Raw genomic sequence first — 25166 nt, 5'->3', positions numbered from 1 at the left:
TATGGAAAAATTATTACAAGAGTTAAATGCTAATATTAAATTTAGCAATCAATTGTCCTATCAAATTTTAATGTCAAACATTATTTCGAATTTAGATATTGATAAAAAAGATAAAGAAATTTTACTTTTATTATTACAAGCAAGAGATAGAAATTATATTCGCATAAATAACAATGAACAATGTTATCAAAATATCATAAATTATTTAAATCTCATTCGACCTTTGGAACTGCCTTTGTGTGATTTGCTAAGAATTGGTGGTAATGGAGATGGTGGTTATGTAATGTATAATGCGGGGGGGGGTATATGAGCAATATTGATGCGAAAGCTCTTTCTTTAGGTGTTTCGGATAGTTCTCCTTGGGATCTAGAAATGGCTCAAAGAGGATTTAAGGTGATAGAATATGATGCTAGCATAGAAAAATGTCCCTATAACCATGAAAATATTGTTTTTCATAAAAAATTTATAGGTAATGTAAATAATGAGAATACAATTACTTTAGCACAAGCTTTAAAAGATAATAATTTAGATGATAGTAGACCAAATATTTTGCAATGTGATATTGAAAATTGCGAATGGGATATGCTTGAAAATGTTGATATAAGTATTTTAAATAAATATTTTTCACAAGTTATATTTGAATTTCATGGGTGTAATCCTGAAGAGCAAGATGGAGTTGAAAAAAGAATAAGTTTACTAAAAAAACTGAATGAATATTTTATTCCAATACATACACATTTAAATAATCACGGAAAGATTTTTTATTCTAAGGGATTATTTTTTAGCACTACCTTAGAAGTAAGTTATCTAAGAAGAAATGAGTTAAATTTAATGCAGGGTTTATATTACAGAAAAGAATGCGGAAATTTGCAAAATTTAGATTTTCCAGTTTGGCCATCTAATCCTGAAATTCCATTAAGATTTCAAGGATAAATGATGCAAAAAGATTCTAAAATTTATATAGCAGGGCATGGCGGCACTTTAGGAAAAACTCTTTATAATACGCTCATAGATGAAGGTTTTAATAATATTATCATAAAAACAAGAAAAGAATTAGATTTAGTAGATCAAAAAGCCGTGGCGGATTTTTTTGCAAAAGAAAAACCACAATATGTTTTTTTATGCGCTGCTAAGCTTGATACTTTAGGGCTTTTTACTCCAGCCGATGTAATTTATGAAAATAGCGTACTTCAAGCAAATATCATTCATTCATCTTATCAAAATAATGTTAAAAAGCTTGTTTTTTATGGATCTGCTTGGGCTTACCCTCAAAAAGCTATAAATCCTATTAAAGAAGAGAATTTATTAGATGGAAAGCTAGATTTAAAAGCCATTGCATATGGTTTGCCAAAAATTATAGGAACAAAAATGTGCGAAAGTTATAATTTGCAGCATGGAACAAATTTTATTACCTTATATCTTGCAAACCTGTATGGAGAGACAACCGAGTTTGATTTACAAAAAGCAAAAGTTTTACCGGCTTTACTTCGCAAATTTCATTTAGCAAAACTTTTAGATGAAAATAAAATTGATGAGGTTTTAAAGGATTTGCAAATGAATTCCTTAGAGCAAGCAATGGAATATTTACAAAAATTTGGTGTAAGTAAAGATAGCGTAGAAATTTGGGGTGGCGGTAGTGTAATTAGGGAATTTATTCATGCAAAAGATTTAGCCGATGCTTCTATTTATGTGATGAAAAATATAGATTTTAAAGATATTGTTTCATCTAATGAACCGCATCTTAATGTAGGAAGTGGGGAATTTTTAAGTATCAAAGAACTTGCTTTTTTGATTAAAAATATTGTTGGATTTAAGGGTGAAATTGTGTTTAACAATTCAAAACCAGATTCTACAATGGATAGAATGTTAGATAGTTCAAGATTGCAAAATTTAGGCTGGAAACATAAAATTGATTTAGAAAAAGGAATTCAAATGATGTATGAATGGTATAAGAATAACAATGGGGGGGGGGTATTAAACTTTGAATACTCCATCTTTACAAATATCAAGTCTCTTTTTGCAAATAATATTCGTAGTTTTGCAAATTCTACAAAAAGGGTTTGCAATGCTTAAAGATTCTAAAATTTATATAGCAGGGCATAGGGGTTTAACAGGTTCGGCAATTATCAAAAATTTACAAAATAAAGGTTATAGTAATTTAATTTTTAAAACTCATTCAGAGCTTGATTTAACAAATCAAAAAGCTGTGGCTGATTTTTTTGTAAGAGAAAAGCCAGAATATGTTTTTTTATCTGCAGCAAAAGTTGGTGGAATTGGAGCAAATAATACCTATAGAGCAGATTTTATTTACCAAAATTTAATGATACAAAACAATGTTATTCATCAATCTTATTTAAATGGGGTTAAAAAGTTATTATTTTTAGGGACTGCTTGTATTTATCCTAGAGAATGTCCGCAACCCATAAAAGAAGAATATCTTTTAACAAGTAAATTAGAATACACAAATGAACCTTATGCCATAGCTAAAATAGCAGGTCTTAAAATGTGTGAAAGTTATAATTTACAGTATAAGACTAATTTTATTTCAGTTATGCCTTGTAGTTTATATGGAGCAAATGATAATTTTAATTTAGAAACATCACATGTTTTACCAGCCTTTATAAGAAAAATGCACTTAGCTAAAGTATTGCAAGAAGAAGGTATTGCTAAAGTGCGATATCTATTAAATTTCAATGATGAAAGTGAAGTTAAAAATTGTTTGAATAGATTTGGTATTACAGAAAATTCAGTTGAAATTTGGGGTAGTGGGAAGGCTATGAGAGAATTTTTACACGCTGATGATATGGCTGATGCTTGTGTGTATGTTATGGAAAAAGTAAATTTCAATGATTTATATAAAAACAATGAAGTTGAAATTAGAAATACACATATAAATATAGGCTCAGGCAAAGATATAAGTATTAAAGATTTAGCAGAACTTGTTAAACGCATTGTTGAATATCGTGGTAATTTAGTTTTTAATACAAATAAACCAGATGGAACAATGAAAAAATTAGGAAGTTGCAAGAAGATTAATTCTTTAGGCTGGAAGGCAAAAATCAAGCTTGAAGATGGCATTAAAATGATGTATGAATGGTATTTAAAAGAGCAAAATATAAGACAATAGGATAAATCATGAAAAAAACAGCGTTAATTACAGGATTTACAGGGCAAGTTGGTTCTCAAATGGCGGATTTTTTGCTAGAAAATACAGACTATGATGTTATAGGAATGATGCGTTGGCAAGAACCTATGGACAATATCTATCACTTAAGCGATAGGATTAATAAAAAAGATAGAATCAGTATTTTTTATGCAGATTTAAATGATTACTCTAGTCTTCAAAAACTTTTCGAGAGTCAAAGGCCTGATGTGATTTTTCACCTAGCAGCCCAATCTTATCCAAAAACTTCTTTTGATATACCTATAGAAACATTACAAACAAATATCATAGGCACAGCAAATATTTTGGAAAACATTAGAATTTTAAAGGCAAAAGATGGATATGACCCTGTAGTGCATATTTGCTCTTCAAGTGAAGTTTATGGCAAAGCAAAAGCAGGTGTTAAACTTAATGAAGAAACAGCTTTTCACGGTGCAAGTCCTTACAGTATAAGCAAAATTGGCACTGATTATTTGGGAAGATTTTATGGCGAAGCTTATAACATTCGCACTTTTGTTACAAGAATGGGAACACATAGTGGCCCAAGACGTTCTGATGTGTTTTTTGAAAGCACAGTTGCAAAACAAATTGCTTTAATTGAAGCGGGTTATCAAGAGCCTGTTATCAAGATTGGAAATCTCTCAAGCGTAAGAACTTTTCAAGATTGTCGTGATGCTATAAGGGCTTATTATCTACTTTCTCTTGAAAGTGAAAAAGGAAAAGTTCCTTGTGGGGAAGCTTTTAATATAGCAGGAGAAGAGGCTTTTAAGCTCCCTGAGGTTATTGATATACTTTTAGGTTTTTCTATAAGAAAAGATATTAAAGTAGAGCAAGATGAGCAAAGACTACGTCCTATTGATGCGGATTATCAAATGTTTGATAACACAAAAATCAAAAGTTTTATTAACTGGAAGCCAGAAATTGCAGCTAGAAAAATGTTTGAAGATTTGTTAAATCATTGGAGAGATGAGATAAAAAAAGGAAGGATTCCGTTGAATAGATGAAAACCATACGCACGCAAACTCCTCTCCGCCTTGGTTTAGCAGGTGGGGGGACTGATATAAATTTATATTGTGATAAATACACAGGTTATGTTTTAAATGCGACTATATCTTTATACATACATTGTACTTTGATCGAAAGAGAAGATGGAAAAATCATTTTTGATTCTCCTGATACAAATTCTTACTCTGAGTACGAAAGTAAAGAATTCTTAGGAGATGATGGAAAATTAGATATTTTTAAAAGTATTTATAATCGCATTGTAAAAGATTTTACAAAAAAACCTTTGAGTTTTTCTTTGCACACTTATTCAGATGTACCAAGTGGTAGTGGATTAGGTGGAAGTTCAACCTTAGTTGTAGGTATTATAAAAGCTTTTGCAGAGTGGCTTAATCTACCTTTAGGGGAATATGAAATCGCTAAACTTGCTTACGAGATAGAAAGAGAAGATTTGGATATAGTAGGTGGAGCACAAGATCAATATGCCGCAACTTTTGGTGGTTTTAATTTTATGGAATTTTATGATAATAAAAGAGTCATTGTTAATCCTTTGCGTATTAAAAACTGGATAGCTAGTGAGCTTGAAGCTAGAACTGTGCTTTATTTTACAAATATCACAAGAGAAGCAAAAGATATAGAAGAGCATAAAAAAGGAAAACTTGGAGATGAAAAATCCCTCGAAGCTATGCACGCTATAAAACAAGATGCTATAAAGATGAAAGAAGCTTTATTTAAGGCGGATTTTGATACTTTGGCGCAAATTTTAGGTAAGTCTTGGCAGTCAAAAAAAATCATTTCAGAAATCGTTAGCAATGATGAGCTTGAAAGAATTTATAAACTAGCTATAGATAATGGAGCTTATAGTGGTAAAACTAGTGGAGCAGGAGCTGGTGGATTTATGTTTTTCCTTGTAGATCCTACTAAAAAATACAACCTAATCAAAGCTTTAAGCAAAGAGCAAGGCTGGGTGCAAGATTTTTCATTTACAAAAGAGGGGGTTAAATCATGGAGAATTTAAATTCTTATATAAAAGAACATTTTCGAGAATCGATTTTGGTAAAAGAGCAAATTTTAAAAGATAAGAATTTGATAACTCTTATTAAAAATGCTTCATTAGAAGTCATAAAAGCTTATAAAAATGGTAACAAAACTTTGCTTGCAGGAAATGGTGGTAGCGCAGCTGATGCACAGCATATTGCAGGGGAATTTGTAAGTAGGTTTTATTTTGATAGACCAGGGATCGCAAGTATTGCACTTTCAACGGACACGAGTATATTAACTGCTATTAGCAATGATTATGGTTATGAAAATTTATTTGCTAGACAAGTACAAGCTCAAGGAGTTAAGGGAGATGTTTTTATAGGAATTTCTACAAGCGGAAATAGTAAAAATATCTTAAAAGCTTTAGAGCTTTGCAAGCAAAAAGGAATTATAAGTATAGGCTTAAGTGGAGCTAGTGGTGGAGCGATGAATGAACTTTGTGATTATTGTATAAAAGTGTCTTCAACTTGCACGCCAAGAATTCAAGAAGCACATATTTTAATAGGGCATATTATTTGTGCTATTGTCGAAGAAGAGCTTTTCGGTAAAGGTTTTTCTTGCAAGCAATAATACTTTGTGGCGGCTTAGGAACAAGACTTAAAAGCGTTATAAAGGACATTCCAAAGCCTATGGCACCAATAAATAATAAACCTTTTTTAGAATTTATTTTTGAGTATCTTAAAAAACAAAGCGTAAAAGAAATTATCTTAGCAGCATCATACAAGTATGAGGTGATACAAGAATATTTTAAAGATGAGTTTTTAGGTATAAAAATAAAATATAGTATAGAAAAAGAACCTCTAGGAACAGGTGGAGCTATAAAAGAGGCTTTGAAATTTATAAAAAACGAGGCTTATGTTTTAAATGGTGATACTTTTTTTGACATAGATTTAAGTAAATTAAAGCTAGATGAAAGTAAAATTTGCCTTGCTTTAAAGCAAATGAATGATTTTGATAGATATGGCACAGTAAATGTTAATGAGCAAGGTTTTGTGATTTCCCTTGAGGAAAAAATATTTAAAAAGCAAAGTTTAATCAATGGTGGAATTTATCTTTTAACTAAAGATATTTTTAATGAATTTGATTTAGAGAAAAAATTTTCTTTTGAAGAGTTTTTACAAGAAAATTGTGAAAAATTAAAGACTAGAGCTGAAATTTTTAATGATTATTTTATAGATATTGGCGTGCCTGAGGATTATAAGAAATATTTGGAATTAAATACATAAGGAAAAATATGTTATATTGGAAAGATGAAGATTTAGTTGATATTAATTTTACAACTCAACAATTAAACAATACTACTAAAATAATTTTAAATTCTTGCGAAGAATTGGAATGTATGTATTTAAAAATAAATAAAAATTCGGTTTTAAATGTATACTATCAAGGAGAAAATGCAAAAGAAAAATATAAGATTGAAGATGAAAAAATTATTAAAAACAACGAGGAAATAATTTTATTTTTACAAGAAAATATTAAAACAGATGTATTTATTATAGAGCATGATTATTCAATATTAAATATTAGACTATTGAAGAGAGCATTTAAAGGATTGATAATATCAGCAAGATACGATGCTTTCGGAGCAAGAATGATGTCTTTGTTGAATACTATATATTTATCAAGATTAATAGGTTTTAAATTCGGTTTTATTTGGGATCATAAAATATGTCAAAATGCAAAAGATCAATATATGTCTTTAGATTCAGCTGATAAGATTTTTGATATTACATTTTGTAATCAGCATGATTATACCTACAATAACTTACCTCATACTCAACCAGATCTTAATGATTTAATTGGGTTTAATGCAATTGAAGATGGAGATAAAAAACCTTTTTATGAAAATTATGGTTATAGAAATTTATATGCTTATTATTTGCATTTAAGATTTAAAGAAATTAAAAAAGATGAGTATTTTCAAGCTTTAAAAGATTTGTATCACAATTTACCTTTTTCTCAAAGATATCAAAATATTATCGAAAAAACCAATTTAATATATAAAAATATTGGAAATTTTATTGGTATGCATTTTAGAGGAGCTGATGTAGTAAATGATTTAGATATAAGGGTTTATGCATTAACATCTTTATCCCCTTATATTTTTCCATTAGAATTGGCAATGGAGATAATAAAGAAAGAAAGTTATAAAACAATTGTATTATTTAGCAGCTGTAATATTGTTACTAACTTTGTAAAAGAATATTTCAAAAAGAATAATTTTAATAAAATAATTTATATTGCCAATGATTTTTTAGATAATACTTTCTCTTACGCAGAGCGTGATTTTTTTAATTTTTCTCTTATGCAGCACGCTGATATTTTATATGGCTCCAATGAATCTATGTTTAGAGCATTGGCTGCAAATATTTCTTATCGAAATATTCAGAATAACCTTGTTGATCATGTTTTTGATTTGCAATCTCAATATGAAATAATTAGCTCAAATATTGATAATTATAATATTGATAATTTATATAAAAGTGCATCTTGTATTTATTTATTTATAGTGGCTAGTCGATTGAATTTGGATAATAAAATAAAATTATTTTGGTTGCAGAAAGGATATAAATATGATCAAGAAAATTTGTCTTATGGAATTTTAATTATAGAAAATTTATTATTACAAGGGCATTTTAATGAAGCTGAAACTGAATTGATAAATATTTTTCATTCTAAATTTAAATTTTTTTTTCAACTTTTATTTAGCCATTTTCACAAAGATGAATTTTTTTATCAACGAAAAACTTTTTTACAATATACATATATCAATAAGCCAGCTTTATCTTTGATGATATATTTAGTATCATTAAAAGAGGGTAGCTCTTCTGATATTACATATTTTTTATATCACATACTGCAAAAAGAAATGCATGGAAAACAAAATATATTACCATTAAACCATATTGAATATATACACAGACAACTTCCATATCGTTTAGGAAAATATATAGTAAAAAATTCTCATTCTTTATACGGTTATTGTAAAATATTTCTAAAATTAGTTTACATGATAAAAACATATAAAAATTTAAGTTTTCTTTACGATGAAGATGAAGTTAAGAAGTTTAAAAAAGAAAAAAAGAAAAATTTATTTTATAAAATCGGATTGATTTTTATGAAGGCTGATAAAAATTGGTATAAATTGGGATATATTAAATTTTATTTTGTTTTTAAAAAAATAATGAAAAACAAAATTGAAGTGTAGTATGAAAGGAAAAGATATGTTTAATCCAAATTGTGCAGTTGATAGAGTGAAAAATCATCTTGCTTATAAAATTGGTTCATGTGTTTTAAACAATAAAACAAAAAAGTCCCCCTTTTTTATTTTATTGTTTAAATTATATAAGATTAAATTGGAACATTATAAAGAATTAAAAAATTATCAAATTTTTATAAAATTATTTCCAAGTTTAAGATATCCTAAATTAGAAGAATGTCATGATTATAGAGAATGCGTTAAAGTCAAATTTCATTTATCTTATATGTTAGGACAGACTATATTAGAAGCAGATAAAAATAAATTCAAGGGAGGATATTTTAGATTATGGCATGATATTAAGCAAGTAAACCAGGAATATAAAAATATTAAAATATTTTTACAGCAGTATGATTTAATTATAGAGAAACTTAATAATATTGAATTTCAAAATATTGACTTGCTAATAAAGAATTTTCATAGTGTATTTTATATATTAAATTTTCATAAAGATTATCAGGAAATAATAAATATTATAATTGATAATTTTGATTATTTTTTAAATAATTTTGATGTAATAGAAGAATGGTTATTATCAGATGATTTTAATGAAAAATATAAAAAAATATCCCACCCCTATCCCCCACTTTTAGATCCTATAGAATTAAATGCAGACAATAAAATTAACTATCAATCTTTAGGGGGGGGGGATATTGCTTGGAAGTTAAATCTACCTCTTCCTAGTAAATATAAATTTATTTTTTTATTTAATGGTTGTAGTGGAAGTGAGGCTATGCAGCACTTTTTAATGTTGTGTGGAGTGGAAACTAGAGCATGGGCTTGGTTTAATCCAAGAGATATTTTTAAAATAAATTATCAGAATTTGCTAAATGAAAATATTGCAGCTCCATGTTTACCATCAATTACCACTGGGGATTATGAAAAACTTTTTTATCTAGTTGATGGTGGTTTTGATATTGTTGCTATTATGAGAGATCCTATTTCTGTTTTAAAAGCAGGTTTAAATCATATTGAAAGCTATAAAATATCATTAGAAATTTTAAACTATTGTCGTAATGTGGAATGTTATAATAGGGATTTTAAAAATTTATTTCCGGAAATTTGGTATGCATATTCCGGTTCTACTAAGGTTAATATAGAAGATCTCGAAAAGTTATTAGATAATTCAGAATATTATTTTACTTTTAACAAAAGAATAAATATGTTAAAAAATAAAGATAATGTTGTTTGTATAAATTTTGAAGATATAAATTCTCAAAATATTATTAATACTATGAATAATTTAGCAAATAGATATAACTTGAAAACTCCAAAAAAAGAGCATGAAATTATTTTAACCTCTCGTATTAATTTGCATCAAGGTTTATTGCACTTGCCTGTAAATATTAATTGCAAAATGTTTCAAATAATTATTACAACGCCATATTTAATTAGCTTGGAAATAGAAGGAATGGATAGATATGTTAATATCACAAATAAAATATTTAATAACGATATTATAATGGAAAGCATAATTATTGTATGTCTCCAAGATCAATATGATGTATTAATGAAAAATCAAGAATGGAGTCAAATTAAAGAATATATAGAAGAATATATAGGATCTTTGAGACTATATATACAAAATTGTAAAAATAATTTAGTTACAGAAAAAGATATTTTAGTATATTTAAGAAAAAATAGCAATTTAAGGTTAAAATTTTTAAAACATATCGAGGAAAATATAAAATACATAAGAGAAAATTATCCAGAGTATTTGGAAACTTGGACATATTATCAAGAATTTGAAAAAATGTGCAAGGAGTTGGATGGTAATATTTAGGAAAAAAGGTTTTTAAATTAAATAAAAAAAGATATAATTGCATTTTAATTTAGAGAAAGGAATCAATATGAAACAAGGGGATTTTACAGAGGTTGCAAAGCATTATCATAATAGACCTGCTTATAGTCCATTTTTACTTGAAAAACTTGTAGCTTGTATCAATGATAAAAATAAAAATTTAAAAGATTTAAATATTGTTGAAGTAGGAGCTGGAACTGGAAAACTTACTAAGATGTTGGGAGAAATGTTTGGATGCCAAATTAGTGCTGTGGAACCAAACGATAATATGCGTGAAGAAGGGCAAAAATTTACACAAAATTTATCAAATATTTCTTGGCATAAAGGGAGTGGCGAAGAAACCTGCATGAGCAATAATCAAGCTGATTGGGTCATCATGGCTAGTTCTTTCCATTGGACAGATCCTAAAAAATCTCTCCCAGAATTTAATCGTATATTGACAGGGGGGGGGTATTTTACTGCGATTTGGAATCCTCGCCACATTGTAGAGGGTTCGGTTTTTGATGAAATTGAAAAGGAGATTAAACATATTGTTCCAGATCTTGCTCGTGTAAGCAGTGGCACTCAAAATGTTAAAAAATGGGAAGAAATTCTTGTTTCAACAGGAGATTTCATAGACTGCTTTTTTATGGAGTGTGACTATAAAGAGTTTTGGGATAAAGAGCGTTATCTTGGAGCTTGGCATTCTGTAAATGATATACAAGCACAAGCAGGTGAAAAAAGATGGAAGGAAATTTTAGAGATGATAGAAGCTAAAATTTCTCATATGCAAAGTATAGAGATTCCTTATAAAATAAGAGCATGGACAGCTAGAAAAGCATAAAATACCTCCTTTTTTTCATCAAGCTTGTCAAAGATGAAAAAAAGGAAATAAAATGCAAAAACTAGTAGAACAAGTGTGGGATTATACCAAGCATGCTAAATTTTATAGCTATAGACCAAATTATGCTCCAAAAACTATAGATATGCTTATTAGCTTAGTTGGAAAAAAAGATATTAAAGTCGCTGATATCGGTGCAGGAACTGGAAATTTAAGCATTATGCTTTTAGAAAGAGGATGTAAGGTAGTATCTGTAGAACCAAATGATGCGATGCGTGAGATCGGGATAGAAAGAACCAAGGATCAAAAGATTGACTGGGTTAGAGCAACAGGCTTAAACTCAACACTCCAAAATAGTGAATTTGATTGGGTGACTTTTGGTAGTAGTTTTAATGTAATGGATAGAAATGAAGCCTTAGAGGAAGCGCATCGCTTATTAAAATCAGAGGGATATTTTTCTTGTATGTGGAATCACAGGGATTTAAACGATCCTGTGCAAAAAATAGCTGAAGATACTATTGTAGAATTTGTACCAAATTATACAAGGGGAACAAGAAGAGAAGATCAAAGACCAATTATAGAGAGTCGAAAGGATCTTTTTGATAATATTGTTTATATTGAAGAGGATTTTTATTTTCATCAAAGCATTGAAAATTATATTAATGCATGGAAAAGTGTTAAAAATCCTTACTGGGATTTGGAGACTGATGAAGGAAGTGAACTTTTTAATAAAATTAGTAATAAAATTTCACAAAGACTTCCTAAGGAATTTAGCATAAAATATACCACTCGTTGTTGGAGTGCTAAAAAAATATAAAACTAAGGAAAAACATGGCGGAGTTAAAATTTAAAACCAAAGCACAAAATTTAAAAAATTTACAAACAAAATTAAAAAAAGCAAAAGTTCTACCTTTGGTTTTAACTTCGCTTGAAGAATTAATATCAAATGAAGATAAAGTTTTACAGGACATTCAAACCTTAAAGGCTAATAGACTCATTATAAGAAGTTCTTCTTTAAGTGAAGATAGCATGAAAAACTCCAATGCAGGTGCTTTTCTTTCTTTGGCAAATATTAAAGCTGATTCTAAAGATGAGTTATTAAAAGCTTTATATGAAGTTGCCAATTCTATGCCATCAAAAAGTGATGAAATTTTAGTTCAACCTATGCTTGAAAACATTACTCTTTGTGGAGTTGGTTTTAGCGTTGATAAAGATAATTTTTCCCCTTATTTTTGTCTTCAATATGATGAAAATGGTTCAAATAGCTCTATTACAGATGGAAGCAGTAAGAGTGCAAAAACTTACTATCATTACAGAAATTATTTAGAATTTAAAGATATTAGACTTCAAAAAATTATAGAACTTATAAAAGAATTAGAAGTTTTATATGATTGTCATTTTTTAGATGTTGAATTTGCATTTGCTATTCAAGATGATAAGGAAGAACTTTTTTGCTTACAAGTGCGTCCTTTGGTTATGCATGAAAAAAATAATTTATTTCATTCTTTACCAAAAGAAGCTTTATATAGATTTTATAAACGTTTTGAGTCTTTAAAAGAATCAAGATCTAGAGTTTTGGGAGATAAAGCCATTTTTGGGGTAATGCCTGATTGGAATCCAGCTGAAATCATAGGGTTAAGACCTAAGCGTTTAGCTTTTAGTTTATATAAAGAAATCATTACGGATAATATCTGGGCGTATCAAAGAGATAATTATGGTTATAGAGATCTAAGATCCCATCCTTTAATCCATTCTTTTTTAGGCATTCCTTATGTGGATGTAAGATTATCTTTTAATTCTTTTATACCAAAAAAATTAGATGAAAATATCGCACAAAAACTTGTCAATTTTTACTTAGATAAGCTTAATAAAAATCATGAATTGCACGATAAGATTGAATTTAATATTGTTTATTCTTGTTATGACTTTAATAGTTCTAAAAAATTAGAAGAACTTTTAAATCATGGTTTTAATGAAAATGAAATCAAAAGATTAGAATTTTCATTATTAGAACTTACAAATAAGATTATTAATCCTAGATCAGGGCTTTATTTAAAAGATATACAAAAAGCTTATAAGCTAAAAGAAAGATATGATGGTATTATTAATTCTAATTTTTCTTTAATTGATAAAATTTATTGGCTTATTGAAGAATGCAAGCGTTATGGAACCTTGCCTTTTGCGGGAGTGGCTAGGGCTGCATTTGTAGCAATGCAACTTTTAAATTCTTTAGTTGAGATTGATTTTATAACTAAAGAGGAAAAAGATGATTTTTTAAATTCACTCAATACAGTGAGTAAAAATTTAAGCAAACAAACAAACCATCTTAATTTTCACAACAAAGATCAATTTTTGAAAGATTTTGGACATTTAAGAGCAGGAACTTATAATATTTTATCGCCAAGGTATGATGAAGATTTTGAGCTTTATTTTGATGTGGATCAAAAAGATAGTAAAGTTTATTTACAAGATAAAGCTTTTGTTTTTTCAGAAGAAAAGACAAAAGCTTTAAATGCCTTACTTAGAGAACATGGACTAGAGATTAATGCTTGTGAATTTTTTGATTTTTTAAAGCAGGCTATCGAGGGTAGAGAGCTCGTTAAATTTGAATTCACTAGATTGCTTTCTAAGGCTATAGTTTATATAGAAGAATTAGGCAAATATTATGGTATTGAAAAAGAAGATTTGGCTCATCTTGATATAAAAAGCATTTTAAATCTTTATTCTAGTCTTTATTCTATAAATCCAAAAGAGCAGTTTGTAGAAGAAATTAATCGCAATAAAAAAGAATATGAACTTACACAAGCTATAAAACTTCCTTCTTTACTTTGCAATGCCGATGAAATTTTTTCTTTTTATAATCATAGTATTATTCCAAATTTCATTACACAAAAGAACATCACTGCATTTACGGCGAAGGAAAATGATAAAGATTTAGAAGGAAAGATTGTTTTAATTTATGCAGCAGATCCTGGATATGATTATTTATTTACAAAAAATATAGCAGGACTTATTACATGTTATGGGGGTGCTAATTCACATATGGCCATTCGTGCCTCAGAACTTGGAATGCCTGCTGTTATAGGAGTTGGAGAAGAAAATTTTGAAAAATATTTAAAAGCTAAAAAAATAAATATAGAATGTGAAAGTGAGCAAATATTTTGTTTATAGGTATTACTCAAAGGCTTATTTGCAACGAAAGTTATCATGAAGAAAGAGAATGTTTGGCTTTGGATTGGGGAAAATTATTTAATAAAGATTTATTTAAAAATTTTACTCCTCTTCCTCTTAGCTATGAAATAGATTTTTCTCATTATAAACATCTAATAAAAGCTGTGATATTAAGCGGTGGCAATGATTTAAGTTTTTATAGTCCTAATGTTTTATCTAAAAAGAGGGATTTATATGAAAAGCAAGTTATAGAAATTTGTTTAGAAGAAAAAATACCACTTTTAGGAATTTGCAGAGGGGCTCAGATGATAGCTCATTATTTTAACAGCCATATAAGTCCTTGTGAAAATCATATAGGCAAACATGAAGTATTTTTCTCAAAAGAAAAATTTATAAGCAATTCTTTTCATAATTTTGCTATTGAAAAATTAGGCGAAGATCTTGTAGAACTTTGCTTAGCAGAAGATAATACCATAGAAGCTTTTAAACATAAGTATGAAAATATTTTTGGTATAATGTGGCATATTGAAAGAGAAAATGGGCTTAATAATATTCAAATTTTAAAAGAGTGGTTTAGTTTAATCAAGGAATAATATGAATGCAATTATCTTAGCAGCAGGTTTTGGATCAAGGCTGATGCCTTTAACAAAAGATCAACCAAAATGTATGGTTGAGTATAAGAATAAAAAAATAATAGATTATGAAATCGAAGCTTTAAAATCAGCAGGTATAAATGAAATAGCTGTCGTGGGTGGATATTTAAACGATGTGCTAAAAAATTATCTTAATAAATATGATATTGAGCATTTTTTTATTAATTCAAAATATGATAAAACCAATATGGTTCATACTTTTTTTTGTGCTAAAGATTTTATGTTAAAATGCATCAAAGAAAAACAAGATTTGATTGTTTCTTATGCAGATATTGTTTATTTCCAAGATTGCGTGCAAAAGCTTATAAATATCAAAGAAGAACTTGCTATAGTAGTTGATAAATCTTGGCGTAAGCTTTGGAGCAAACGCTTTGCAAATCCTTTAGAAGATGCTGAAACATTAAAAATGACAAATGGTTATATTATAGAACTTGGAAAAAAAGCTAATGCCTATGATGAGATAGAAGCTCAATATATAGGACTTTTTAAATTTTCTTATCAATTTCTTTCCGAAGTTATTGCTTTTTATGAAATGCTTGATCGAGATATTTTATATGATAATAAAAATTTTGAAAATATGTACATGACAAGTTTTTTACAAGCTTTAATTGAAAAATACAACAACGCAAAAGCAGTGGAAATTGATGGCAATTGGTGTGAAATTGATTTTATGAGTGATTTAGAGGTGCAAATTGATAAATAGTCCTTATATTATTTGGCTTACTGGTTTAGCTGGAAGCGGAAAAACAACTATAGGTCAAGCTTTGTATGAAAAATTAAAGCTAAAATATAAAAATCTTATTTATCTCGATGGAGATGAGTTAAGAGAAATATTAGGACATTATGCATACGATAGACAAGGTCGCATAGATATGGCTTTGAAAAGAGCTAAATTTGCAAAATTTTTAAACGATCAAGGTATGATAGTTATTGTCACTACGATTTCAATGTTTAATGAGATTTATGATTACAATAGAAAGCAATTAAAAAATTATTATGAAATTTATATAGAATGCGATATGCATGAATTAATGCAAAGAGATCAAAAAGGGCTTTATACTAAGGCTTTAAATAAAGAAATTAATAATGTAGTTGGTGTTGATATAGAATTTGATAAACCAGAGGCTGATTTAGTGATCAATAATTCTTGTCGAAATAATTTAGAAGAAAAAGTTGAACTTATAATAAAGAAATTGGCATTGTGAAGTATTACTCAACATCAAAAAAACTTATCGCTAATGTTGGAAATTTTTACAGCATTTTTTTATATAAGAGAAATTTAAAAATCAACAAAGATGATCTTTTCTTTGGCTGGGGGCGCAAAAAATCAGGTTTAAAAGCTATGAATTTGGCAAAAAAACATAAGGCTAAATTCATACTTTTAGAAGATGGATTTATCCGCTCATTAAACTTAGGGGTTGAAAATAGCCCAAGTTTTTCTATGGTTAAAGATGATATAGGCATTTATTATGATGGAACAATGCCCTCAAAGCTTGAAAATCTTTTAAATACTTATGAATTTAAAGATGAAGAAATCAAGCAAGCTAAAAAAGCTATAGAGCTTATCAAAAAATATAAAATTAGCAAGTATAATAACAATCTTGATATCCCAGATGATTATTTTCAAAAAGATGAAAAAAGGGTTTTAATCATCACTCAAACAGCCAATGATGCCTCGCTTGGATTTGGGCTTGCTAAAGATTTTAAAACTGTCGATATGATAAAAGATGCCATAAAAGAAAATCCTGATTCTAAAATTTATATAAAAATCCATCCTGATGTTTTAAGTGGTAAAAAACAAAGTGATTTAGATATAAATTCCTTGCCTAAAGAATGTATTTTAATCACTGAAAATTTTAATCCCATAGCCTTGCTTGAGTTTTTTGATAAGGTTTATACCAAAACTTCTGGTATGGGTTTTGAAGCTTTGATGCAAGAATGTGAGTGTATTTGTTATGGCATGCCTTTTTATGCGGGCTGGAGTCTAACAAAAGATAAATTAGAGTGTAAAAGAAGGATGCAAAAAAGAAGTTTAGAAGAAGTTTTCTATGCTGCTTATATACTTTATAGCGAGTATTTTAATCCTTGTTTAAATCAAAAAAGTAATATTTTTGATACTATTCAAACTTTAGCAAAATATAAAGATATAGAAAAGGTAAATTCTAACAGGCTTTTTATGCTAGGCTTTACCTTATGGAAAAGGCATTTTATCAAGCCTTTTTTTAAGGCTAAAGATAATGAAATTATTTTTTTAAATTCTTTAAAATCTTTAGCTAGATATAAACTTAAAGAAAATGATAAATTTTTCATTTGGGGTAAAAGGATAGATTATAACGCTCTTAAAACTACTCTTATAAAAAAAGCGCAAGATGAGAATTTGCTCCATTTTACTCCCAAAATTTCTTTAGTTGAAGATGGATTTATTCGCTCAATCTCTTTAGGTTCTGATCTTACGCGCCCTTTTTCTTTAATTGTTGATGATAAAGGACTTTACATAGATCCAAATAAAGCAAGTAAATTAGAAGAGCTTTTGCAAAACGAAATTTTTGATGAAAATATGCTAAATAGGGCAAAAAATATTATAAAAATCTTACTTGAGAACCGCTTTTCAAAGTATAATGGTTTAAAGCATGAAAATTTAAAGATCAATGCCAAAATAGGACAAAAGATTATTTTAATCCCTGCTCAAGTTGAAGATGATGCTTCGATGATTTTAGGAGGTTTTGGCTTATCTACTCTTGATTTGCTTAAGGAGGTGCGTGCTAAAAATCAAGATGCTTATATCATCTTTAAGCCACATCCTGATGTGTTAAGTGGTAACCGTGTGGGTTTAAAAGATGAAAAGCTTATCTTGGAATTTTGCGATGAGATTGTAAAAGATTGCAGTATTGATAGTGCTATAAAAATTGCTGATGAAATTCACACTATTACTTCTACAAGTGGTTTTGATGCTCTTTTAAGAGCTAAAAAAGTTTTTACTTATGGTATGCCTTTTTATGCAGGCTGGGGTTTAACAAAAGATAAACATAAATGCGAAAGAAGAACAAGAAAACTAAGCCTAGAAGAGCTTGTAGCAGGTGCTTTAATCACATATCCAAGATATATAAATCCTAAAACAAAAATTTTATGTGAAATTGAAGTTTGTTTAGATATAATGCTAAATTTACAAAAAGATTATTTTTCTAAATCTTATCTTAAAATAATTATAGATTTAAGAAATTTTTTATTAAGACGTATGAGACGCATTGTTGAAAATATCATAAAATAATACGGACGGGGGGGGGGATTACGAATTTATGAAAATTTCTAAAAAATTGCAGCAAGAATTTACTAGTAAAAATGTTTTACTCTTGCAAGGGCCTGTGGGAAATTTTTTTCATCATCTTGCAGTGAAAATGAGAAAAAACCAAACCAAAGTTTTTAAACTCAATTTTAACGGCGGAGATTTTTTTTTCTATCCTAGTGGAACGAGGTGTAAGTGTGATGAAAAAGATCTTGAAAATTTCTATAGAGATTTTTTTCAAAGTAAAAAAATCGATGCTATTTTAATGTATAATGATTGTCGTATTATCCATGCTAAGGCTATTAAAGTGGCTAAAGAACTAGGAATTGAAATATGGATTTTTGAAGAAGGATATTTAAGGCCTTATTGTATTACTTTGGAAAAAGATGGAGTGAATGCAAATTCTTCTTTACCGCGTGATAAAAATTTTTATCTTTCTCAAAATATTTTTACCAAAGAAAGCATAAAAGAAATTCCAGGTGGATTTAAATTTATGGCTTTTGATGCTTTTTTGTATTGGTTGTTTGCTTTTATTTTGGCTCCATTTTTTAACAACAAACTTCATCATCGCACTTTATATCCTTTTGAATTTTTATTTTGGTTTAGATCATTGTATAGAAAGTATCTTTATAAGATTACAGAAAAAAAACTAAATGAAAAGATTTATAATTTAGAAAAAAAGTACTTTTTGGCGATTTTACAAGTTTATAGCGATACGCAAATTAAATATCATTACAAAAAAAGCATAGAGCACTTTATAGAGGAAACCATACTTTCTTTTGCAAATCATGCAAGAGCTAAATCTTATCTAGTTTTTAAACACCATCCCATGGATAGGGGTTATAAGAATTATTCTAAACTCATAAACGATTTAAGTCAAAAATATCATGTAGAAGGAAGAGTTTTATATATTCATGATACCCACTTGCCAGTTCTTTTAAGAAAGGCTTTAGGTTGTATTACTATAAATTCAACAGTAGGCCTTAGTGCTATTTTAGAAGGCTGTCCGACTAAGGTTTGTGGCAATGCTTTTTATGATTTTGAAGGCTTATCTTATCCAAAAAAACTTCAATTTTTTTGGCGTGAAGCTCATGCTTATAAACCCAATCCTGTTTTGGTATGTAATTTTAAAAAATATCTTTTAAAGACAACACAATTCAACGGCAATTTTTATAAAAATTTCTTTTTAGACAAATAAGACTAAAAAGCTTTGATTAAGAGAGCTTTTAAAGCAAAGTTGTTATAATTAAAAGCAAAAAAGAAATATTGTATGGATAGGGAAGTATTTTATATAGCAGGATATGATCCTAAAAGTTATAGATTTTATTATGATTTATTTAAAAAAAACCTAAAAGATTATTCTCATGCTTTTAACATTAAGACTGATTTAAATAAAATTGAAAAAAATGAGCAATTTCCTTTTTTTCAAATTTCGTGCGAAGGAGTGGAAACTAAATATCATTTTTTAACATGGAATGATATTGTTAAAAAAAATTGGTCAGAAAATTATAAAGATGCTTTGGCAGATTGTTATAGTTTTTTTAGAATTTATACTATCACAGGACTTTTTATCAAATTTGGTAAAGAGTCGATTTATCAGCTTATCACAGGTTATTATCCTTTTTTTTATGTGTTATTTTCTTTACTATTTTCTTTGGTTTTGGCTTTTGGAAGTTTTGCTTTTTTGCAAAATTATATGCATTTTTCCTTAGCTATCATTATAGGGTGTTTTTTAGGATTTTTACTAAATCATTTTTTATTTAAATTAGGTAAGAAATTAGCTGTATTTTGGATAGCAAGAATTTGTGCTTTTTGTGCTACTTGGCAAGATAAAAAAACAGGCATTATGCAAGAAAGAATCAAGCTTTTTGCAAATACTATAGTAGATAAGCTAAAACAAAACGAAAGCAAACAAGATTATGAACTTATTTTAGTAGCGCATAGTGTTGGAACTATAGTTTGTATAGAAGTTTTGGAGTGTATTTTAAGACAAAATTTAGATTTATCTTTACTTCGTAAATTAAAAATTCTTACTCTAGGAGAATGCATTCCTTTAGTGAGTTATCAAAAAAAAGCAGGTGAATTTAGAAAGAAGCTTGAATTTGTTTCAAGGTTTGATTTAAAATGGTATGATTACACATCGATTATTGATGGAGCATGTTTTCCTCAAGTGGATTTTTTCCGCACGAGTGGCGTAAATGCTAAATTTACACCCCCATTTTTAAGTGCTAAATTTCACACTTTATATGAAAAACATGAGTATAAAAAAATAAAAAGAGATAAAAACAAAGCGCACTTTTTATATCTTTATAGTATTAGTGTTAAAGGTGATTATGATTTTTTTTCTTTCATCATAATGCCTAAATTTTTAGAAGAAAAGGTAAAAATATGAGTGAATGTCCCTTTTTTCCAAAGCCTTATAAAAATAAAGCTTCTACACTTTTAACTTTTTTGTTAAAGCGTAGATCTTGGCTTGATGGCCTTTATGAGCGTAGTTATAAAATGCAAACAGGCTATGTGAAGATGCCAAATTTTGATCTTTATGTTATAAATGACACTAAAGAAGTTAAAAGAATGATGGTTGATGAGGTTAGAGAATTTCCTAAAAGTGCATTTTTGCATGAGCTTTTAAGTCCGCTTTTAGGAGAGAGCATTTTTACTACAAATGGTGAAGTTTGGAAAAAGCAAAGAGAGCTTTTGCGTCCAAGTTTTGAAATGACTCGTATCAATAAAGTGTTTAATCTCATGAGTGAAGCTGTGGCAGATATGATGGATCGTTTTAACAAGTATCCAAATCATGCTATTATCGAAGTAGATGAAGCTATGACTTTTATTACCGCTGATGTGATTTTTCGCACCATTATGTCTTCAAAACTCGATGAGGAAAAAGGTAAAAAAATCTTAAATGCCTTTGTGACTTTTCAAGAGCAAAGTGTGCATACAGCCATGCGTCGTATGTTTCGTTTTCCAAAATGGCTTTCTTATGTGTTAGGAGATTGTAAGCGTGCTAAGGCCGGAGATGTGATCAGACAGGTTTTAAGTGACATCATAAAACCAAGATATGATATGGCAGATAATGCAGAATTTGAAGATATTTTAGGATCTTTGCTTTTAGTAGTGGATGCGGATACAAATAAGCGTTTTTCTTTTGAGGAAATTTTAGATCAAGTGGCTATGCTTTTTTTAGCAGGACATGAAACCACAGCAAGTTCTTTGACATGGACGCTTTATTTGCTTAGTCTTTATCCTAAGGAGCAAGAAAAAGCTTACGAGGAGATTATTCAGGTTTTACAGGGCGGAGCCATTGAAATTTCGCATCTAAGACAGTTTAAATACCTAACAAATATTTTTAAAGAATCTTTAAGACTTTATCCTCCTGTTGGGTTTTTTGCAAGAGAGGCAAAAAAAGATACCCAAGTTAGAGATAAGCTTATTAAAAAAGGTTCTGGGGTGGTGATTGCTCCTTGGCTGATACACAGACATGAAGAATTTTGGACAAATCCGCATGGGTTTAATCCTTCTCGTTTTGAAGGAGAATACAAAAAAGATGCTTATTTGCCTTTTGGGGTAGGGGAGAGAATTTGTATAGGACAAGGTTTTGCTATGCAAGAAGCGATTTTGATTTTGGCTAATATTTTAAAAACTTACAAACTAGAACTTGAAGAAGGTTTTGTACCTGATGTAGTAGGGCGTTTAACAGTGCGTTCGGCTAATGGTATGAGGATAAAATTTAGCAAAAGAAAGCTATGAAAAGAGTTAGAACTAAAATTCGCGCCAATTTTCGTCGTCGTGTAAAACGCACTTTAAAAGGAAGCTTAAAAGAAAAATTAGCAGGGACTATTCTGCTTTGTGCAATAGTACCTTTAGCAGTTTTAGGATATCTTTTTATCGTGATTATAGGAATTTTTTTTAATACCGCACGAGCAAGACAGGGTGTTAGAGCCTTAGATCATTTTGTAAATGCAAGCTTGTTTAATGGCTATGCTTGGGAGAGCGTTTCTTCTCATGCGTGGCGTGAAAGAAATCGCAAAAAATGGGCAAGGATTGTTATAAAAATCACAGATTTTTTTCAAAAAGATCATTGTAAAAGAGCAAACAAAAGAGAACAACCTGTGGTGGATTTCATACTTTCAAGAAATTTAGACAAGCAAACTATAGGAAAATAATCAAACTACAGCCACTATGGCTATAGCAAAACCATTATCATGAGAAATACTTAGGGAAGTTTGAGTGATATTAAAATCTTTTGTAATTTTTTGAGAATATTTTAATTTAGGCGCGTTTCTTTCATCTTTTGATATTTCAATATCAAAAAAATTGCATAATTCACAAATTCCAACACCTAAAGCCTTGCTAGCGGCTTCTTTAGCAGCCCAAAGACCTGCTAGAGTTGCTGGATTTTTAATGAGTATTTGTTCTTTTGGGCTTAGAAATTTATCCAAAAAATTTTTGCCATGTCTAGAATGAATTTTTTCTATCCTAGAAATGGCGATGATATCACAGCCTACACGCATTTAAGAAACTACAAAATCCGTAAAATAAACATTTTTAATAAAGCCATCGGTTAAAATTTCATTGATTTTTCCAACTAGCTCATCTTTTAAACGTTCTTTGCCTTTTTGTGTACTTACTTCTTCAAAGGTTTTAGCTGTTAATGTACGAATAATAATATCACGAATCACCGGGACTTTTTTATCAAGTTCAGGTTTTAAAAGTTCGCTATTTTGTTCTAGTTCTATAGTGCATTTTACATATCTTGATCCGCTATCGCTAAGTAAATTTAGGGTAAAAGGATCAAGTGGATACATAGGACCTATATTGGCAAAATCACTACCTCGCTGAGTAGGAGCTGAAACTTTAGGTTTATCGGCTTTTGCTTCTTCTTTTGGAGCTTCTTTGACTTCACTTTCATCACTTGAGCTGCTTGAAATAAGCCAAGCAATCACTCCCATAATACTAAGAAGTAAAACAAAAAGTAAAATAACAATAATAATTACAAGTGAACCGCCTTTTTTCTTTTTCGTTTCTTCGTTTTCTAATTCTTCATCCATAAATTTTCCTTCATTTAGTGAAATTAATGTAAAATTGTAGCAAAAATTTCTTTTCTATCCAAATTTGCTTTAGAAAAACGATAAATTTAGGTCAAAGAAGAGATGAATTTGAAGGAAAAAAATGTTAGATGTGATTTTTAGAGAATATGATATAAGAGGGCTTTATGGCAAAGAACTGAATGAAAAAAGTGTTAAGGCTATAGGTTTTTGCTTAGGACAAACCATGCTAAATAAAGGCTGTAAAAATGTAAGTGTGGGCTATGATGCAAGATATAGTGCAAATGAACTTTTTAATTATCTAGTGAGTGGACTTAACAAAGCGGGAATAAAAATCTATGATATAGGGCTTGTACCAACTCCATTGGGATATTTTAGTCTTTATGAGGGCTTGAAATTTGATGCAAATGTTATGATAACAGGCTCTCATAACCCAAAAGATTATAATGGTTTTAAAATCACTATCAATAAAGAAAGTTTTTTTGGCGTGGAATTAAAAGAGTTTTCAAAAGAAGTTTATAAGCATTTAGATGATGAGATTGAAGAAAATTTAGAAGTAGAAAAATACGATATTTTAAGCCTTTATGTGAAATTTATGTGCGAGCAATTTAGCTTTTTAAAGGATTTTAATTATAAATTTGGTGTTGATTGCACAAATGGTGCAGCTGGAGTGGTGATAGAGCTTTTAATTAAAGCTTTAAATTTAAAAGCTCATGTAATGTTTTCAGAGCCTGATGGACAGTTTCCAAACCATGCTCCAGATCCTACAGAAGAAGAAAACTTAAGTGCGATTAGAGAGTTTTTAAATCAAAATCAAGATTATTCTTTAGCTTTTGCTTTTGATGGGGATGCTGATAGAATGGTTGCTTTGAGTAAAACTCATGTATTTTGTGGGGATGAGCTTTGTTATTTGTTTGCTAAAAATATTCCTAATCCACGCATTTTGGGTGAGGTAAAATGTTCTAAAAATCTTTTTGATGAAGTGGCTAAATTTGGAACTATTTTTATGGGAAAAACAGGACATTCTAATATCAAAAAAATGATGAAAGAAAAAGATATTGATTTAGCAGCTGAAGTGAGTGGACATATTTTCTTTAAACACAGATATTTTGGTTATGATGATGGAATTTACGCATTTTTAAGAGTCTTAGAACTTGTTTATAAAGGTTTTGATTTAGAAAGTATGATTAAGGCTTTACCAAAACTTTATACTACACCTGAAATTAAAATTCCTGTAAATGAAGAAGAAAAATTTAAACTTGTGGAAGAATTTCAAAAAGAGATTGAAAAAGGAGCTTTAAAAGGTGTTAAAAGTCTTTGTGAAATCGATGGAGCTAGGATAGATTTTGGCGATGGATGGGCTTTGCTTCGTGCATCTAACACCAGCCCTTATCTTATCACACGCTTTGAAGCAACTTCTTTAGAAAGAGCAAAAGAGCTTGAAAGTACGGTATTTAGTTTGTTTAATGAGATAAAAGCTAGGCTTAAGAATTGATGAGATAATATTTCGCGATTTAAATTTATTTTAAAAAGGAATTAAAAATGAAAAAAATACTTGTTCTACTTTTGTTATGTGCGTTTGCTTTTGGCGCAAGTGAATGTGATAGAAAAATTGATCGTATCAATAAAGAAATCAGTTTTTCTAAAGCGCATAATGATACAGCTAGAACTTTAAGCTTAGAGCTTGCTTTAAAACAAGTACAAAATGATTGTGCTAAAGATCCTATGTTTTATGATAAAAAGTTAGAAGCTAAAAAACTTAAAGAACAAGAAGTAGAAAAAATCGAAAAAGAACTTGATGCTTTAAAAGAACAAAAAGATTATATGAGTAAGGCTGAGTATAAAGCTAAAAAAGAAGCTTTAAAAGAACAAAAAGAGAAAATCAAAAAAGAAATTAAAGAATATATTGATAATCTCTAAAAATT

22 protein-coding genes and 2 pseudogenes are annotated in these 25166 nt (G+C 28.9%); 22 read left to right on the top strand and 2 right to left on the bottom strand.

What is annotated here, in order from left to right:
* Position 1: 1 nt before the first annotated feature.
* The 20 genes and pseudogenes from FBF11_RS06905 to FBF11_RS06810 all read left to right on the top strand — a co-directional run bounded on the left by FBF11_RS06905 (position 2) and on the right by FBF11_RS06810 (position 22359).
* Positions 2 to 933: pseudogene (locus FBF11_RS06905) on the top strand (hypothetical protein).
* A 3-nt stretch (positions 934 to 936) separates the two neighbouring features.
* A complete protein-coding gene (locus tag FBF11_RS06900; protein WP_168977472.1) occupies positions 937 to 2073 on the top strand; it encodes an NAD-dependent epimerase/dehydratase family protein in 1137 nt (378 codons plus the stop codon).
* Positions 2066 to 3127: a GDP-L-fucose synthase gene (locus tag FBF11_RS06895; protein WP_052784009.1), complete on the top strand. Its 1062-nt coding sequence runs from the start codon at positions 2066 to 2068 to the stop codon at positions 3125 to 3127. The genes FBF11_RS06900 and FBF11_RS06895 overlap by 8 nt, the downstream gene beginning before the upstream one ends.
* An 8-nt stretch (positions 3128 to 3135) precedes the next feature.
* The gene (locus FBF11_RS06890) at positions 3136 to 4167 is read left to right on the top strand and encodes a GDP-mannose 4,6-dehydratase (protein WP_002874657.1); all 1032 of its coding nucleotides are present in this window, start codon (positions 3136 to 3138) and stop codon (positions 4165 to 4167) included.
* Positions 4164 to 5183: a D-glycero-D-manno-heptose 7-phosphate kinase gene (gene hddA / locus FBF11_RS06885; protein WP_002874658.1), complete on the top strand. Its 1020-nt coding sequence runs from the start codon at positions 4164 to 4166 to the stop codon at positions 5181 to 5183. The genes FBF11_RS06890 and hddA overlap by 4 nt, the downstream gene beginning before the upstream one ends.
* A complete protein-coding gene (gene gmhA2 / locus FBF11_RS06880) occupies positions 5171 to 5776 on the top strand; it encodes a D-sedoheptulose 7-phosphate isomerase (RefSeq protein ID WP_002874659.1) in 606 nt (201 codons plus the stop codon). The genes hddA and gmhA2 overlap by 13 nt, the downstream gene beginning before the upstream one ends.
* Entirely contained in the window at positions 5764 to 6432 is a 669-nt protein-coding gene (locus tag FBF11_RS06875) for a nucleotidyltransferase family protein (protein ID WP_057042367.1), read from the top strand. The genes gmhA2 and FBF11_RS06875 overlap by 13 nt, the downstream gene beginning before the upstream one ends.
* Before the next feature lie 8 nt (positions 6433 to 6440).
* Positions 6441 to 8414, top strand: a complete 1974-nt coding sequence (locus FBF11_RS06870) for a hypothetical protein (RefSeq protein ID WP_057096950.1) — start codon at positions 6441 to 6443, stop codon at positions 8412 to 8414.
* A gap of 16 nt (positions 8415 to 8430) precedes the next feature.
* The gene (locus FBF11_RS06865) at positions 8431 to 10248 is read left to right on the top strand and encodes a DUF2972 domain-containing protein (protein ID WP_157796334.1); all 1818 of its coding nucleotides are present in this window, start codon (positions 8431 to 8433) and stop codon (positions 10246 to 10248) included.
* 67 nt (positions 10249 to 10315) lie between these two features.
* Entirely contained in the window at positions 10316 to 11089 is a 774-nt protein-coding gene (locus FBF11_RS06860; RefSeq protein WP_002874664.1) for a class I SAM-dependent methyltransferase, read from the top strand.
* Positions 11090 to 11141: 52 nt separating this feature from the next.
* Positions 11142 to 11903, top strand: coding sequence for a class I SAM-dependent methyltransferase (locus tag FBF11_RS06855; protein ID WP_002859690.1), 762 nt, complete (start codon positions 11142 to 11144; stop codon positions 11901 to 11903).
* Between the two features lie 14 nt (positions 11904 to 11917).
* Positions 11918 to 14257, top strand: coding sequence for a PEP-utilizing enzyme (locus FBF11_RS06850; RefSeq protein WP_002874665.1), 2340 nt, complete (start codon positions 11918 to 11920; stop codon positions 14255 to 14257).
* Positions 14248 to 14850, top strand: coding sequence for a gamma-glutamyl-CDP-amidate hydrolase (locus FBF11_RS06845; RefSeq protein WP_057042301.1), 603 nt, complete (start codon positions 14248 to 14250; stop codon positions 14848 to 14850). Before FBF11_RS06850 ends, FBF11_RS06845 begins: the two co-directional genes overlap by 10 nt.
* A gap of 1 nt (position 14851) precedes the next feature.
* Positions 14852 to 15613, top strand: coding sequence for a CTP:phosphoglutamine cytidylyltransferase (locus FBF11_RS06840; protein ID WP_002856271.1), 762 nt, complete (start codon positions 14852 to 14854; stop codon positions 15611 to 15613).
* Entirely contained in the window at positions 15603 to 16115 is a 513-nt protein-coding gene (locus tag FBF11_RS06835) for a cytidine diphosphoramidate kinase (protein ID WP_057042300.1), read from the top strand. Before FBF11_RS06840 ends, FBF11_RS06835 begins: the two co-directional genes overlap by 11 nt.
* Positions 16112 to 18178, top strand: coding sequence for a capsular polysaccharide biosynthesis protein (locus FBF11_RS06830; RefSeq protein ID WP_057096954.1), 2067 nt, complete (start codon positions 16112 to 16114; stop codon positions 18176 to 18178). The genes FBF11_RS06835 and FBF11_RS06830 overlap by 4 nt, the downstream gene beginning before the upstream one ends.
* A gap of 28 nt (positions 18179 to 18206) precedes the next feature.
* Positions 18207 to 19391 carry a capsule polysaccharide modification protein KpsS gene (gene kpsS / locus FBF11_RS06825; protein ID WP_002855724.1) on the top strand — a complete coding sequence of 395 codons (1185 nt, stop codon included), beginning with the start codon at positions 18207 to 18209 and terminating at the stop codon, positions 19389 to 19391.
* A 72-nt stretch (positions 19392 to 19463) separates the two neighbouring features.
* A complete protein-coding gene (locus tag FBF11_RS06820) occupies positions 19464 to 20585 on the top strand; it encodes a hypothetical protein (protein WP_002855346.1) in 1122 nt (373 codons plus the stop codon).
* On the top strand, positions 20582 to 21943 hold the full coding sequence (locus tag FBF11_RS06815; protein ID WP_002855843.1) for a cytochrome P450: 1362 nt from the start codon (positions 20582 to 20584) through the stop codon (positions 21941 to 21943). The genes FBF11_RS06820 and FBF11_RS06815 overlap by 4 nt, the downstream gene beginning before the upstream one ends.
* Complete coding sequence (locus FBF11_RS06810; protein ID WP_002780440.1) at positions 21940 to 22359, top strand: hypothetical protein; 420 nt, start codon at positions 21940 to 21942, stop codon at positions 22357 to 22359. Before FBF11_RS06815 ends, FBF11_RS06810 begins: the two co-directional genes overlap by 4 nt.
* Here the strand turns inward: FBF11_RS06810 and acpS are convergent, their stop codons facing one another.
* Together acpS and fliL are read right to left on the bottom strand one after the other, a co-directional pair.
* A complete protein-coding gene (acpS, locus tag FBF11_RS06805; protein ID WP_002856648.1) occupies positions 22360 to 22707 on the bottom strand; it encodes a holo-ACP synthase in 348 nt (115 codons plus the stop codon).
* Positions 22708 to 23244 carry a flagellar basal body-associated protein FliL gene (gene fliL / locus FBF11_RS06800; RefSeq protein WP_002855429.1) on the bottom strand — a complete coding sequence of 179 codons (537 nt, stop codon included), beginning with the start codon at positions 23242 to 23244 and terminating at the stop codon, positions 22708 to 22710.
* Positions 23245 to 23346: 102 nt separating this feature from the next.
* Here fliL and pgmL point away from each other — a divergent pair.
* Together pgmL and FBF11_RS06790 are read left to right on the top strand one after the other, a co-directional pair.
* Positions 23347 to 24736, top strand: a pseudogene (pgmL, locus tag FBF11_RS06795) (phosphoglucosamine mutase PgmL).
* A gap of 47 nt (positions 24737 to 24783) precedes the next feature.
* The gene (locus tag FBF11_RS06790) at positions 24784 to 25161 is read left to right on the top strand and encodes a DUF1090 family protein (protein WP_002855539.1); all 378 of its coding nucleotides are present in this window, start codon (positions 24784 to 24786) and stop codon (positions 25159 to 25161) included.
* The last annotated feature ends 5 nt before the right edge of the window (positions 25162 to 25166 follow it).

Source organism: Campylobacter sp. CFSAN093224, from assembly GCF_012897395.1.
Classification (GTDB): domain Bacteria; phylum Campylobacterota; class Campylobacteria; order Campylobacterales; family Campylobacteraceae; genus Campylobacter_D; species Campylobacter_D jejuni.
Note: the sequence above shows the minus strand (reverse complement) of the source record. Positions and strands in the feature narration are given on the sequence as shown.

Coding starts and splice junctions, on each gene's coding strand:
- FBF11_RS06900 (WP_168977472.1), top strand. CDS start 937: ATGCAAAAAGATTCTAAAATTTATATAGCAGGGCATGGCGGCACTTTA.
- FBF11_RS06895 (WP_052784009.1), top strand. CDS start 2,066: ATGCTTAAAGATTCTAAAATTTATATAGCAGGGCATAGGGGTTTAACA.
- FBF11_RS06890 (WP_002874657.1), top strand. CDS start 3,136: ATGAAAAAAACAGCGTTAATTACAGGATTTACAGGGCAAGTTGGTTCT.
- hddA (WP_002874658.1), top strand. CDS start 4,164: ATGAAAACCATACGCACGCAAACTCCTCTCCGCCTTGGTTTAGCAGGT.
- gmhA2 (WP_002874659.1), top strand. CDS start 5,171: ATGGAGAATTTAAATTCTTATATAAAAGAACATTTTCGAGAATCGATT.
- FBF11_RS06870 (WP_057096950.1), top strand. CDS start 6,441: ATGTTATATTGGAAAGATGAAGATTTAGTTGATATTAATTTTACAACT.
- FBF11_RS06865 (WP_157796334.1), top strand. CDS start 8,431: ATGTTTAATCCAAATTGTGCAGTTGATAGAGTGAAAAATCATCTTGCT.
- FBF11_RS06860 (WP_002874664.1), top strand. CDS start 10,316: ATGAAACAAGGGGATTTTACAGAGGTTGCAAAGCATTATCATAATAGA.
- FBF11_RS06855 (WP_002859690.1), top strand. CDS start 11,142: ATGCAAAAACTAGTAGAACAAGTGTGGGATTATACCAAGCATGCTAAA.
- FBF11_RS06850 (WP_002874665.1), top strand. CDS start 11,918: ATGGCGGAGTTAAAATTTAAAACCAAAGCACAAAATTTAAAAAATTTA.
- FBF11_RS06840 (WP_002856271.1), top strand. CDS start 14,852: ATGAATGCAATTATCTTAGCAGCAGGTTTTGGATCAAGGCTGATGCCT.
- kpsS (WP_002855724.1), top strand. CDS start 18,207: ATGAAAATTTCTAAAAAATTGCAGCAAGAATTTACTAGTAAAAATGTT.
- FBF11_RS06820 (WP_002855346.1), top strand. CDS start 19,464: ATGGATAGGGAAGTATTTTATATAGCAGGATATGATCCTAAAAGTTAT.
- FBF11_RS06815 (WP_002855843.1), top strand. CDS start 20,582: ATGAGTGAATGTCCCTTTTTTCCAAAGCCTTATAAAAATAAAGCTTCT.
- FBF11_RS06810 (WP_002780440.1), top strand. CDS start 21,940: ATGAAAAGAGTTAGAACTAAAATTCGCGCCAATTTTCGTCGTCGTGTA.
- acpS (WP_002856648.1), bottom strand. CDS start 22,707: ATGCGTGTAGGCTGTGATATCATCGCCATTTCTAGGATAGAAAAAATT.
- fliL (WP_002855429.1), bottom strand. CDS start 23,244: ATGGATGAAGAATTAGAAAACGAAGAAACGAAAAAGAAAAAAGGCGGT.
- FBF11_RS06790 (WP_002855539.1), top strand. CDS start 24,784: ATGAAAAAAATACTTGTTCTACTTTTGTTATGTGCGTTTGCTTTTGGC.